The organism is Bradyrhizobium oligotrophicum S58 (assembly GCF_000344805.1).
GTDB lineage: Bacteria > Pseudomonadota > Alphaproteobacteria > Rhizobiales > Xanthobacteraceae > Bradyrhizobium > Bradyrhizobium oligotrophicum.
This window is the reverse complement of sequence record NC_020453.1, coordinates 2038870-2051740: the sequence shown is the minus strand read 5'-3', so window position 1 is coordinate 2051740 and position 12871 is coordinate 2038870. Positions and strand designations below refer to the sequence as shown.

Here is a 12871-nt window from a genome sequence, read left to right as displayed (position 1 = left end):
ATTGCGAGGAGCGAAGCGACGAAGCAATCCAGACTTCCTTCTTGATCCTGGATTGCTTCGCTTCGCTCGCAATGACGGAAACGAAGACCTGTAGGGTGGGCAAAGGCGCGTAGCGCCGTGCCCACCGACGGTTCGGAGCAAGAGGAATGACGGTGGGCACGCTTCGCTTTGCCCACCCTACGGAGCGAAACGGAGCCAGCATGAACCAGCAGGTCGTCGCGAACCAGGAGCCCCGCATCATCAAGCTCAACGCGCGCGACAACGTCGCGATCGTGGTGAATGATTTCGGGCTGCCTGCCGGCACCAAATTCGCTGACGGCCTGACGCTGAAGAGCTTCGTGCCGCAGGGCCACAAGACGGCGCTGGTCGACATCGCGCAAGACGCGCCGATCATCCGCTACGGTGAGATCATCGGCACCGCCAAGTCGCCGATATCAGCCGGGGAATGGGTCGACGAAGCCCGCATCGACATGCCGGAGGCCCCTGCCCTCGACAAGCTCGAGATCTCGACCGCCGTCCCTGCTCCGCTGCCGCCGCTCGACGGCTACACGTTCGAAGGCTATCGCAACCGGGACGGCTCGGTCGGCACCCGCAACGTGCTGGGCATCTCGACCTCAGTCCAATGCGTCAAGGGCACGCTCGAATACGCCATCAAGCGCATCAAGTCCGAGCTGCTGCCGAAGTACCCGAACGTGGACGACGTCGTCGCTCTCACCCACGCCTATGGCTGCGGCGTCGCGATCACGGCGCCCGATGCCGTTGTGCCGATCCGCACCCTGCAGAACCTCGCGCTGAACCCGAATTTCGGCGGCGAGATCCTCGTCGTCGGCCTCGGCTGCGAGAAGCTGGCGCCGGAGCGGCTGCTGCCGGAAGGCGCGGAAGATTCCATCGTGCGCATGCAGGACGAGGCGTTCGACGGCTTCGGCGCCATCGTCGACGCCATCATGACCCAGGCCGAACGGCGCCTGGCCGAGCTCAACAAGCGCACGCGCGAGACCTGCCCGGCGTCCGATCTCGTGATCGGCCTGCAATGCGGCGGCAGCGATGCGTTCTCCGGCGTCACCGCCAATCCCGCGGTCGGCTTCGCCGCCGATCTGCTGGTGCGCGCCGGCGCGACCGTGATGTTCTCCGAAGTGACCGAAGTTCGCGATGCAATCCAATTGTTGACGCGCCGCGCCATCAACGAGGACGTCGGCCGCGCGCTGATCCGCGAGATGGATTGGTACGATTCCTATCTCGCGCGCGGCGGCGCCGATCGCAGCGCCAACACCACGCCCGGCAACAAGAAGGGCGGCCTCGCCAACATCGTCGAGAAGTCGCTGGGCTCGATCGTGAAGTCCGGCTCCGGTCCGATCCATGGCGTGCTGGCACCGGGCGAGAAGGCCAAGCAGAAGGGCATGCTGTTTGCGGCGACACCGGCCTCCGACTTCATCTGCGGCACGCTTCAGCTCGCCTCCGGCATGACGCTCCAGGTGTTCACGACCGGCCGCGGCACGCCGTACGGCCTTGCGGCGGCGCCCGTCATCAAGGTCGCCACCCGCAGCGAGTTGGCGCGGCGCTGGAAGGACCTGATCGATTTCGATGCGGGGCGCATCGCCACCGGCGAGATGACCATCGAGGAGACCGGCTGGGAGCTGTTCAAGCTGATCCTCGACGTCGCCTCCGGCCGCACCAAGCCATGGTCCGACCGCTGGGGCATCCACAACGACCTGACCTTGTTCAACCCTGCGCCGGTGACCTGAGGCCCCGGCAGGATTTTGCTCACACGGCCATGGCAATTGCTTCACCCAGACCCATCCCCGTCATTGCGAGCGCAGCGAAGCAATCCAGAGTCCCGTACCGGACAGAACTGGATTGCTTCGCTTCGCTCGCAATGACGCGTATGTTGAAGCGGCAAACCTAGATCAACTGGGACCAGGGAGGGGAACGACAACATGTCTAAGGTCAGTTGTTTTGCCGCAATTGCTTTCGCAACCGTCCTCCTCTCCGCCGCTCCCTCCCGCGCCCAGGACTCCATTCCCGGCGTCCCGCGCGAACTGCTCGACGATATCGCCGCCGGCAGCCGCATCCTCGCCGATCTCGGCGTCGTCGACGCCTTCGGCCATGTCAGCGCGCGGCATCCCACCAATCCCGGCCACTTCCTGATGGCGCGCTCCGTCGCGCCGGCGCAGGTCACGGCCGACGACATCATGGAGTTCGACGAGAATGGCGAAGCCGTGGATGCCCGCGGCCGCACTGTCTTCCTCGAACGCTTCATCCATGCCGAGATCTACCGCGCGCGCCCGGACGTGAAGGCGGTGGTGCACACCCATTCGCCGGGCGTCGTGCCGTTCAGCGTCAGCCGCACGACCCTGCGGCCGCTCTATCACAACGCCGCCTTCCTCGGCGCCGGCGCAGCCGTCTGGGACATCGGCAAGGATTTCGGCACGACCAACATGCTGGTCAGCAACAATGCGATCGGCAAGTCGCTGGCATCAGCGCTCGGCGACAAATCGGTGGTGCTGATGCGCGGCCATGGCGACGTCACCGTCGGCTCCGCGGTCAAGGTCGCCGTGTTCCGCGCCTACTACACCGACGTGAATGCCAAGCTGCAGACGCAGGCGATCGGACTCGGCAGCGAGATCACCTTCCTGAGCGCCGAGGAGGCCACCAAGGCCGACGCGGTCAACATGGTGATCATGGACCGCGCCTGGGCGTTGTGGAAGCAGAAGGTGCAGGCGGGCAAATGATAGCCCGGATGAACGTCATTGCGAGAGGTCAGAGCGACGAAGCAATCCAGTTCCCGTTGTATCAAGACTCTGGATTGCGTCGCTGCGCTCGCAATGACGAACGCCGACATCCCGATGCCGGGTGCGCTACACCGCGCCCTCCGTCTCGACATAGAGCGCGTAGAGCGAATGCGACGCCGCCATGTAGAGCCGGTTGTTCTTCGGTCCGCCGAAGGTGAGATTGGCGCAGCGTTCCGGCAGGCGGATGAAGCCGATCGGCTTGCCCTGCGGGTTGAACACCATCACGCCGTCGAGATCCTCGGACCGCGCCTTGAGCGGAAACACCTTGCGGCCGTTGACGTCGACCGGCTCGGAGGCCAATGCGCCGTTGGAGCCCCAGCCGCACCACAGATTGCCGTCACGGTCGACGCGGAAGCCGTCGAGCGAGCCCTGGTCGGCCGCGTCGATCAGCTTGACCTTGTTGCCGACCGTGCCGTCGGCATTGACGTCGTAGCTCCAGATGCTGCGGTTCGGCGTGCCCTTCCACTCGACGACGTAGAGCTTCTTCTCGTCCGGCGAGAACGCGAGCCCGTTCGGATTGACGAGGTCGGTGATGACCGCGGTGAGCTTGCCGTCGGTGCCGATCCTAAACACGTTGGTGTTGGCCTGCTCCGACTTGGCCTTGAAGCCTTCCCAATTGCCGTTGATGCCGAACAGCGGATCGGTGAACCAGATCGTATCATCGGATTTCACGACGACGTCGTTCGGCGCGTTGAGCCGCTTGCCTTCGAAGCCGTCGGCGAGCACCGTGACCGTGCCATTCTTCTCGGTGCGGGTGATCCGGCGCGTCACCGAATGCTCGCAACTGACAAGCCGGCCCTGACGGTCGCGCGTATTGCCGTTGGCGTAGTTCGCCGGGCTGCGGAAGACGGTGAAGCTGCCGTCCTTCTCGCTGAGCTTCATGATGCGGTTGTTGGGAATGTCGCTGAGCAGCAGGTAGCCTTCATCCGGGAAATAGGCCGGCCCCTCCGCCCATCGCATGCCGCTCGCGACCTGCTCGATGGTCGAGCTGTAGAGGCGGTACTTGGCGAAGCTGGGATCGAGGATCTCGACCGCGGGATCGGGATATCGCTGGTTCGGCTTGAAGGCGAAGGATTGCGCCCTTGCCTGGCCCGAGATCGCGAGGGCCGCTCCGCTCAGCGCGGCCGACAGAATGCCGCGACGCGACAGATTCATCAGTTTCCTCCGTATGGCTCTTGTGTTGGGCCGGGGACCGGCCATGTCGTTCCCATAGAAGGTGCGCACCGAACTTTCTATTGCTTTTGCGGTATCAATCGGCGCGCAACGGCGCATCGTCCGGAGGCGACCGCGATCAGAGGTACGCTGGGCAGGCCAGCGTCCGACCTCTTTTTGCCGCAAAGCTGACACATCGCTTACTCTGCTGCGCAGATATGATTCCTCCAGGCCCACCCCGCGGATGCCCTTGCATTTTCCTCGCCTCGCCGCCGCCGCGCTCTGTCTGTCCCTGGGCACGCCCTGCGTGGCTCAGCAGCCGGTGCCGCTGGCGAGCCCACCGGAGGAGCGGCCCGACATCGATCTCTATGCGCTGATGTCCGGCAGCTGCCGCACCGTGAAGGTCGACGGCCGCGAGTTCCCGTGCAAGACGGTCGCGTTCTTTCACAGCGAGAAGGGCCGTGCCCATTTCACCGTCGCGCTCGACGATCCCGCCGACGAGAGCCACATCATCGCATTCTCCGGCGTCAACGGCCGCAGGTCGATCCAGAACGTCTACGAGCTGCCGATCGATCGCATGCTGCTCAACTCGAAGCACCGCCCGAAGGTCGACGGCATTCCGGTGCCGGCGGCGCAGAGCTCATCCGGCGTCTGCCGGCAGGTCGGCAATTTCGCCATGCTCAAGGTGACCAGCGTCACCTGCTCCGCCAAGGACGATTCCGGCCGCGCCTATGAGCTGCAGTTCGTGTCCGACGGCACGCCGATCACGCTCCGCCGGGTGCGGCAGACCCTGACCAACGCCGCCCACGACCCGTACCAGTAATCGGCGGGCGAACTCGCCGCCTGAGCCCTCTGCGTCAGCGCGCCGTCTTGCACCGCGCAGCGGGTGCAGAAATATTTGCAGTCCCGTTGAACGTGTGTCGGTCCGCAGCGACCCATCGGCAAAAGGGAGGACTGTCATGCCGATCGAGCCGACCGACCTTGATGCCGCAACCTCTCAGCATGAAGACGGCGTGACGCTGTCCTTGTCCGGCGGCGGCTACCGCGCCATGGTGTTTCACATCGGCGCGCTCTGGCGGCTCAACGAGGTCGGTCTGCTGAGCCGGCTCAAGCGCATTTCGAGCGTGTCAGGCGGTTCGATCACCGCGGCCTATCTCGGTCTGCGCTGGAAAGACCTCAACTTCGATGCAGCAGGAAAGGCGCAGAACTTCAGCATCGTCGTCGATGGCTTGCGAAAAATGGCCGACACCTCCGTCGATGTCGGCGCGGTGATCGGTGGCATCTTCCTGCCCGGCACGATCAGCGACCGCGTCGCAGCCGCCTATGACGATGTGCTGTTCGACGGCAAGAAGCTTGCGGATCTGCCGGATGACAGCGACGGCAAGGCGCCGCGCTTCGTCATCAACGCGACCAACATCCAATCCGCCGTGCTGTGGCGATTCTCGCGCCGGTACATGGGCGACTACCGGGTCGGGCTGGTCGATGCACCCGACGTGACACTTGCGACCGCCGTCGCCGCGTCCTCCGCCTTCCCGCCGATCCTGTCGCCGCTCACTTTGCCCATCCACCAAGCGGTGCGTGCGGTCGAAGGAGCCGATCTGAGCCACCCGCCCTACACGACCAGCGCCGTGCTCAGCGATGGCGGCGTCTATGACAATCTCGGCCTCGAGACCGTGAAGCGCTTTTCGACGCTGCTCGTGAGCGATGCCGGCCAGCAGATAAGTCCGGAGGAGGATCCGCATCACGACTGGGCCCGCCACGCGGTTCGCATTCTTGGCGTCATCGACAACCAGGTTCGGAGCCTGCGTAAGCGCCAGCTGATCGACGCCTATGATCGCGGCGATCACACCGGGACCTATTGGGGCATTCGCACCAGATTCGCCGACTACAAGCTTCCTGCGGATCCGCTCGACTGCCTGCACCGGAACCCGGCGCCGCTGGCTGCGATCCCGACCAGGCTGGAGAAGATGCCGCACGACGTGCAGAACCGGCTGATGAACTGGGGCTACGCCATCTGCGACGCAGCACTGCGAACCCACATCGACGGACCGCTGCAGCAGAAGCTCGGGATCCAGATCATCGCCCCGACCGGCTTCCCGTTTCCCGGAGCCTACTGACCAGGGTTCATCATGCGAGACCATCATGAGCCGGCACAGGTCGAGGTGAGGATGCCGCATCCATCGCGCTTCAAATGCGACGATGTCACGCCCACCGGCGAGCCTCCTGCCACGCATGACGACATGTCGGAGGACATCTTCTCGACGACGGAAATTCCGTTCCCGTCGGAACGGCCGCTCAATGTCTATGCGTTCGACCCGAGCCTCGGCAATTTCGTCGGCAATCAGATGGTCACGCATGTCCGCTACGAGAGCCTGGAGCCAGGCCCGATCGGCGAGCGCTTTGCCGTGATCGACTACGACGGCAGCCAGCGCACCTTCTACAAGCCGGTCAATCTCGACGATCCGAAGCTGCTGATGACGAATGGCCTGCCGCCGTCGGCGGCGGACCCGCGGTTTCATCAGCAGATGGTCTATGCCGTGGCGAGCGAGACCTTGCAGCGCTTCGAATATGCCCTCGGCCGGCGCGTGCGCTGGCGGACGCGGTCCGGCACCGGTCATCCAGCGGCCCCCAAGGGAGCTTCGCGACGTCTCAATCTGTTTCCGCATGCGATGTGCGAGGCCAATGCATTCTACAGCCCCGACGCGCACGGCATTCTGTTCGGCTACTTCAAGGCCAGCCGCACCAATCCGGGCCGCAACCTGCCGGGACAGACCGTCTTCACCTGCCTGTCGCACGACATCATCGTGCACGAGACCACGCATGCGATCGTCGACGGCATCCGTGAGCACTTCATGGAGCCGACCAATGTCGACGTGGCGGCTTTCCACGAGGCCTTCGCCGATCTCGCCGCGCTGTTCCTGCATTTCTCTCACAAGGAGGTGCTGGTCGATACGCTGCAGAAGACGGGCGGCAAGCTGTTCGAGTTCAAGCTCAAGGGCGATGCCGAGCTCGCACATGGCGCCACACCCGCGATCCAGTCGCAGCTCAACACCGAAAATCCGCTGATCGCGCTGGCCACCCAGTTCGGCGAGGCGGCCGGGCGCGCATCCAGCCTGCGCAGCGCCCTGATGACGCCGGCGACTCCCGACGGCGCCAAGGAGATCGGCACCAAGATCGAACCTCACGAGCGGGGCTCCATTCTGGTCGCCGCCGTCTTCGATGCGTATTTCACCGTCTACGGCCGCAGGACCTTCGACCTGTTCCGGATCTACCGCGCCAGCGGCGGAAGTCTCGACAAGGCCGACCTGCCGGTGCCGCTCGCGAACCGGCTGGCGATGGAGGCAAGCCGGACGGCGGAGGAGTTCTTCGCCATCTGCGCCCGCGCGCTGGACTATTGTCCACCCGTCGACATCACCTTCGGCGATTTCCTGCGCGCCCTGCTGACGGCGCATCTGGACTACACGCCCGATGACCCCGACCACGTCCGCGATGCCTTCATGCAGGCCTTCCGTCTGCGCGGCATCGTCGCCGAGAACGCGACCGCCTTTTCCGAGGACGCCCTGTTCTGGCCGAAAGTCATGCGGGGAAGCCTGCGTGTGCCCGGTCTGATCTTCGGTGATCCCAACGGCCTCACCAAGGATGAGAAGGATCACAATGGCGACGTGCTGCGCGCCTTCGCCGTGACGCATGCCGACAAGCTCGGTTTCGATCCGAAGGCCGGCCCGATCGCCGCTCCATCCTTCCATCCGATGTTCTCGATCGGCAAGGATGGCAAGCTCTATGTCAGCATGGTCGTCGAGCTGGTGCAGACGATGCGCGTGCCATTCGGGCACGGCATTCCGGGCACGTTCCCGCTGCGCAACGGCGTCACGCTGCTGATCGCCCAGGATCCGCCCGAGCACGACAAACGTCCCGATCCGCGCGTGCGCTTCGTCATCCCCAAGCTCTATCACCGGGAGCGCGAGGAGCGCGTGCGCAACTTCTATGTCGGCAGCGGGCGAGCCACCACCACCATTCCGGCCGGACATGATGAGGACAAGCGTTTCCGGCTGGATTTCGCGCTGCTCCACGCGGGAGTCTGACATGCCCAGCCGACGTTCGACATCAGCAACGTCCAGCCCTCGCGGCAAACGAAAGCCGGCTCGCGGTGCCAGATCGATCAGCAAGGGGCTTTCACAACCGCCCCAGGCCGCGCCATTGTCCACCACCGCTGTGACGAAGATGGCCAGCGGCCTGCGCGTGCGCATGTATCGCATCGGCTTCGGCGATTTCTTCCTGCTCAGCGTGCCATCCGCGCCCGGCGTCAGCCATATCCTGATCGATTGCGGCGTCCACGCCAAGGACCTCGGCAGCATGCGCGCGGCCGTCACCCAGATGGCAAAGGACTGCGGCAATCGGCTGGCACTGGTGATCATGACGCACCGGCACGCCGACCACATTTCGGGTTTTGGCAGCTGCGCCGACATCTTCGCCCAGATCGAGGTCGAGCGGGTGTGGATGCCCTGGTTCGAAAATCCGGGGGATCAGAAGGCCGTCGCGTTTCAGGCCAGCCTGGTGGCGATGGCCGGACATCTCGGCCGGCAATTCCAGGCGCGTCTGGCCGCAAAGCCGGACCCCGAGGCGGAACAGCTGCTGAGCATGGCCGAGAACATCACCGGCGGCCTTGGCCTCGCGGGCATTGCCGCGAACCAGAAGGCGCTGAACGTGCTGCATGGCGGCTTCAAGGGCAGCCAGCCGGCACATGACTACTACAAGGCCGGCGACGTACCGACGCTGCCTCCCGGTCTCGCAGCGGCCGGCTTTGCCGCAGAGATCCTCGGTCCTCCGATCGACGACGCCCTGATCGGCCAGATGACCAACAAGAACCAGCAATATCTCGCGGGCGTGACCGAGGGGGACGATCAGCCGGAGAAGTTGAAACCGTTCGCGAATGCCTTTCGCGGCAAGCGGGACGACTATGGCGACAAGGCTTTCGAGCCCTATGGCTACGACCGGATGATGCGCATGCTCGAGGGCGCCCAGCCGGACGTGCTCGCTGCACAGGCGGAGGCGGCCGACAAGACGCTCAACAATCAGAGCCTCGTCATCCTGTTCTCCTTCGGCGGCAAGAACCTCCTGTTCGCGGGCGATGCCCAATGGGGCAATTGGGAGAACTTCCTCTATGGCGGTGCCTATGGCACACCCGGCCATACCCAGCTCACCGCCAAGGCGCAGGATATCCTGGGCAAGATCGACTTCTACAAGGTCGGTCATCATGGCAGTGCGAATGCGACGCCGAAGGACGCCGTGAAGGCCATGCGGATCGGATGCGTCGGGATGTGCTCGACCCAGGAGCACGCCTATAACGAAGTGCCGCGCGCGCCGCTTCTGGACGCGCTGCGCCAGCGCATGAACGATCAGCTTGCACGGAGCGATCAGGTCGCAGCCGGGGCCGACGCGCCGGCGAATCCGGATGCCGGCGCGCTACCCAAGGCCTTCAGCGCCCCGGCACACGAGCTCTTCATCGACTATGCTTTCTGAATTCCCGACGGCTGCAACTCGCGCAGGACCTCCTGCGCGGCGCGTCCGAGCCGCCCGGCGGCATCCGCGAGATCCTTCGCCGCAAAGCCCGAATACCCCAGGATGAAACCGTCGGGCCCGCGCTGCACGATGCGCGCATCCGACAACAGCCGGCATTCGATCCCGGCGCGCTCGCGGATCAGCTTCGCCGCGCCTTTCGGCGCGCCTGGCGGCAACGTCGCCAGGAGATGCAGTCCTTGCGCGGGTGCCGCGAGGTGGAGACATCCCCTGGCTTGCGCGGCAAGCGCCTCCGCAACGACGTCGCGCGCCTGCCGATAGCGCGGGCGCATCCGTCGCATGTGGGCCGCGATCACGCCATCGGCCATGAGGTCGGCGAGCGCGTCCTGCATGAAGACCGGCGGAAAGCGATCCTGCGCGGCGCGCGCGGCAACGACGCGCGCCACGAGCGGCGGCGGCACCACGACATAGCCGAGCCGCAGTCCCGCAAACAGCGTCTTGCCGAAGGTGCCGAGATAGATCACGCGCTCGGCGCCGATGCCGGCCAGCGCCGTGAGCGGCGGCCCGGCGAAACGGTACTCGCTGTCGTAATCATCCTCGAAGATGTAGGCGCCCGCCCTGCGCGCCCAGTCCAACAGTGCGATGCGGCGCGCCATGCTCATCGCAACGCCGGTTGGAAACTGGTGCGATGGCGTGACATAGGCTGCCTTCGCCGTCGCGTCGGCCTTCTCACCTGACGTGACCACGATGCCTTCGCCGTCGACCGGCACCGGCACCAGCCTGGCGCCGGTGGTGCGCAAAGTGTAGCGCGAGGCGACATAGCCGGGATCCTCGAACCAGACGGCATCGCCCGGGACCAGCAGCGCGTCGATGCACAGCCGCAATCCGTGCTGGGTGCCGCTCACGATGAGGATACAGCTGGGATCACAGCGCACGCCACGATTGGCGGCGAGATAATGCGCGACCTGCGTCCGCAGATGCAGGCTGCCGCGCGGATCGCCGTAGCCGAGTTCATCGGGCGAGGCCTGCGCGATGCGGCGCCTGCTTGCCGCTGCGAGCCGCTTCAGAAGCACCGGATCGACCAGCGTGCAGCCCAGCGCGAAGGGTCGGCGCGGCGGGATTCGAATGTCCAGATTGCTGGCCGGCGCAGCCGGCGGCTGTGCCGGCAACTCGGCGGCGACATAGGTGCCGGCGCCATGCCGCGCCTCGACCAGCCCATCCGACAACAGCTGCTCGTAGGCCGCCACGATGGCGTTCCGGCGAACGCCGAGCTGCTCGGCGAGTCCGCGCGTCGATGGCAGCCGCAGACCGGGCGTGAGCAGCCCGTCGATGATGCCGGCGCGCAGCGCGCCGTGCACCTGCTGCGGCTGGCTGCGCAGGGTGCGGTCGAGCCGGATCGGCAGTGCCAGGACATCGTCGCGCCTGCGCCTCGAAGTGGTTGCCTGTTTTGTCATCGAAGTGGAACTCCTCGCAACCACTTTGCCATGGCATGACGTCACCGCAAACAGGAGACTCACGATGTCCGAGCAACAGGTGGCGAGCTACCCCGTCGACGATACCAATCGCGTCAAGCGGCGGCATCAGCGCGCCCACTACGATCATGCAACGGTGCATGCACTGCTCGACTCCGCCGCGCTGTGCCACGTTTCCTACGTCATCGACGGCCAGCCTTATTGCACGCCGACCCTCTATTGGCGCGAGGGCACGACGCTGTACTGGCACGGTTCGAGCGCCAGCCGCATGCTGCGCAATCTGTCCGAAGGCCAGCCGGCCTGCCTCACCGTGGCCCATCTCGACGCGCTGGTGCTGGCGCGCAGCGCCTTCCACCACTCCGCCGACTATCGCTCGGTGATGGCGTTCGGCCATGCCAGGCTGATCGAGGATCAGGCCGAGAAGGCACGCGCGCTCGTGATGATGGTCGACCGCTTGTTTCCCGGCCGCACCGCCGGCTTGCGACCGACGACGGATCAGGAGCTCAAGGCGACTGCTGTCGTCACGATGGAGATCGAGAAGGCTTCGGCCAAGATCCGCGCTGCCGGCGTCATCGACGACGAAGAAGACTACGCGTTGCCTGTTTATGCCGAGCGCATACCCGTGCGCTCCGTGCTGGGCGCAGCGGAGCCGTGCGGGCGGCTAATGCCTGGCCTCGCACGTCCAGCGACGCTGTCCGGCTTCAGCGCCGGACGCCTACTCGACGAGGCGCTGACGGAGTCCTATGCGATGAGCTATCCCGCGGGATAACTGCTGGCGACTACGCCTGGCGTCATTGCGAGGAGCAAAGCGACGAAGCAATCCAGAGTTCTTGCGCCACCCTGGATTGCTTCGCCGCGCTCGCAATGACACTGGAGCTAGGCCCCCTCACCGCTCGATCATCCTGTTCCAGCGCGTATTCCATTCCGGCCGCTTGGCGTTGATCACGTCCCAGTCGAGCGTGATCGCGCTCTTCATATAAGTGTGGAAGGTGGCGAGCTTCTGCTCGGCGGCGGGCGTGGTGGCCTTAGCCGTCGTATTGGACGGCACGATGTTGCCAGCCGCCAGTGCCTTCGCCTGCGCCTCCGGCGAGAGCAGATAAGCCGCCAGCTTCTGCGCCAGCTCGGCGTCCGGATTGTTCGCAATCACGCACTCGGCGACCATCAGCACGACGGAGCCTTCCCTGGGCTGCGCATACTCCGCCGGGATGCCCTTCTCCTTCAAGTTCGACACCGCCGTCGGCGTCAGCGGGAAGATCGCGGCCTCCCCGGTCTGCACCATCTCCGAGATCTTCGCTGAGTTCGGAATGTATTCGAGAACGTTCTTGCCGATCGTGTCGGAGAATGCCTTGAAGCCCGGCTCGACATTGGCTTCGCTGCCACCATTGATACGATTGAACATCAGGAAGGCGTGCAGGCCGAAGGTCGAGACCGAGGCCGACTGGAACACAACCTTGTCCTTGTATTTGGGATCGGCGAGATCGAGCCACGAGGTCGGCGCGGGCCACCCCTTCTCGTCGAACAGCTTCTTGTTGTAGGCGAGCCCGGTCATGCCGATGTCGATGCCGGCGGCGATGTCGTCCTTGAGCCGCGCGAACGGCTCGAGCTGCGCGAGCCCCTCGCTCGGCTTCAGCTTCTCGCATAGGCCGAGTCCAGCGGCGCGGATCATCACGCCATCGTCGAGAAACATGACGTGCATCTGCGGCTTGTCCTTGGCGGCGAGCGCCTTGGCGAGAATCTCCGACGACGTGCCGGGCACGACGACGATCTTGACGTCGTTGGCCTTCTCGAAATCCGGAAATACCGCCTGGGTATAGGTGCGCTCGAAATTGCCGCCGTTCATGCCGACATAGAGCGTCCTGGTCTCGGCGTGCACGGAGGCGGTGCCGAGCACGAACAAGAGGGCTGAGCCGAGCGCGGCGCGGACGTCGATCATAACGATGT

At 65.1% G+C, this 12871-nt stretch carries 10 protein-coding genes; 7 read left to right on the top strand and 3 right to left on the bottom strand.

Features of this window, described 5'->3' with window-relative positions:
• The first annotated feature begins 200 nt into the window (after positions 1–200).
• Both garD and S58_RS08765 read left to right on the top strand, forming a co-directional pair.
• On the top strand, positions 201–1742 hold the full coding sequence (gene garD / locus S58_RS08770) for a galactarate dehydratase (RefSeq protein WP_015664926.1): 1542 nt from the start codon (positions 201–203) through the stop codon (positions 1740–1742).
• 192 nt (positions 1743–1934) lie between these two features.
• Positions 1935–2729, top strand: a complete 795-nt coding sequence (locus S58_RS08765) for a class II aldolase/adducin family protein (protein WP_015664925.1) — start codon at positions 1935–1937, stop codon at positions 2727–2729.
• Between the two features lie 126 nt (positions 2730–2855).
• Here the strand turns inward: S58_RS08765 and S58_RS08760 are convergent, their stop codons facing one another.
• Positions 2856–3944, bottom strand: a complete 1089-nt coding sequence (locus S58_RS08760; RefSeq protein WP_015664924.1) for an SMP-30/gluconolactonase/LRE family protein — start codon at positions 3942–3944, stop codon at positions 2856–2858.
• Between the two features lie 241 nt (positions 3945–4185).
• Between S58_RS08760 and S58_RS08755 the strand changes: the two genes are divergently transcribed.
• From S58_RS08755 to S58_RS08740, 4 genes are all read left to right on the top strand, one after another.
• Positions 4186–4764 (top strand): hypothetical protein, encoded by a 579-nt coding sequence (locus S58_RS08755; RefSeq protein ID WP_042339028.1) that lies wholly within the window; start codon positions 4186–4188, stop codon positions 4762–4764.
• Between the two features lie 136 nt (positions 4765–4900).
• Positions 4901–6058: a patatin-like phospholipase family protein gene (locus S58_RS08750; RefSeq protein WP_015664922.1), complete on the top strand. Its 1158-nt coding sequence runs from the start codon at positions 4901–4903 to the stop codon at positions 6056–6058.
• Positions 6059–6109: 51 nt separating this feature from the next.
• Entirely contained in the window at positions 6110–8023 is a 1914-nt protein-coding gene (locus S58_RS08745; RefSeq protein ID WP_015664921.1) for a gluzincin family metallopeptidase, read from the top strand.
• 139 nt (positions 8024–8162) lie between these two features.
• On the top strand, positions 8163–9461 hold the full coding sequence (locus S58_RS08740) for a ComEC/Rec2 family competence protein (RefSeq protein ID WP_015664920.1): 1299 nt from the start codon (positions 8163–8165) through the stop codon (positions 9459–9461).
• On the opposite strand, the gene pdxR is transcribed toward S58_RS08740, so the two are convergent.
• Positions 9449–10912 (bottom strand): MocR-like pyridoxine biosynthesis transcription factor PdxR, encoded by a 1464-nt coding sequence (gene pdxR, locus S58_RS08735; protein ID WP_015664919.1) that lies wholly within the window; start codon positions 10910–10912, stop codon positions 9449–9451. The genes S58_RS08740 and pdxR overlap by 13 nt on opposite strands.
• 64 nt (positions 10913–10976) lie before the next feature.
• On the opposite strand from pdxR, the gene S58_RS08730 reads away from it, so the two are divergent.
• The gene (locus tag S58_RS08730; RefSeq protein ID WP_015664918.1) at positions 10977–11699 is read left to right on the top strand and encodes a pyridoxamine 5'-phosphate oxidase family protein; all 723 of its coding nucleotides are present in this window, start codon (positions 10977–10979) and stop codon (positions 11697–11699) included.
• Positions 11700–11816: 117 nt separating this feature from the next.
• Here the strand turns inward: S58_RS08730 and S58_RS08725 are convergent, their stop codons facing one another.
• Complete coding sequence (locus S58_RS08725; protein WP_015664917.1) at positions 11817–12863, bottom strand: ABC transporter substrate-binding protein; 1047 nt, start codon at positions 12861–12863, stop codon at positions 11817–11819.
• Positions 12864–12871: the final 8 nt, after the last annotated feature.

Excerpts from the sequence above, each read along its gene's own strand:
- S58_RS08725 (WP_015664917.1), bottom strand. The coding sequence starts at position 12,863 with ATGATCGACGTCCGCGCCGCGCTCGGCTCAGCCCTCTTGTTCGTGCTC.
- S58_RS08765 (WP_015664925.1), top strand. The coding sequence starts at position 1,935 with ATGTCTAAGGTCAGTTGTTTTGCCGCAATTGCTTTCGCAACCGTCCTC.
- S58_RS08740 (WP_015664920.1), top strand. The coding sequence starts at position 8,163 with ATGGCCAGCGGCCTGCGCGTGCGCATGTATCGCATCGGCTTCGGCGAT.
- S58_RS08750 (WP_015664922.1), top strand. The coding sequence starts at position 4,901 with ATGCCGATCGAGCCGACCGACCTTGATGCCGCAACCTCTCAGCATGAA.
- S58_RS08760 (WP_015664924.1), bottom strand. The coding sequence starts at position 3,944 with ATGAATCTGTCGCGTCGCGGCATTCTGTCGGCCGCGCTGAGCGGAGCG.
- S58_RS08745 (WP_015664921.1), top strand. The coding sequence starts at position 6,110 with ATGCCGCATCCATCGCGCTTCAAATGCGACGATGTCACGCCCACCGGC.
- garD (WP_015664926.1), top strand. The coding sequence starts at position 201 with ATGAACCAGCAGGTCGTCGCGAACCAGGAGCCCCGCATCATCAAGCTC.
- pdxR (WP_015664919.1), bottom strand. The coding sequence starts at position 10,912 with ATGACAAAACAGGCAACCACTTCGAGGCGCAGGCGCGACGATGTCCTG.
- S58_RS08730 (WP_015664918.1), top strand. The coding sequence starts at position 10,977 with ATGTCCGAGCAACAGGTGGCGAGCTACCCCGTCGACGATACCAATCGC.
- S58_RS08755 (WP_042339028.1), top strand. The coding sequence starts at position 4,186 with ATGCCCTTGCATTTTCCTCGCCTCGCCGCCGCCGCGCTCTGTCTGTCC.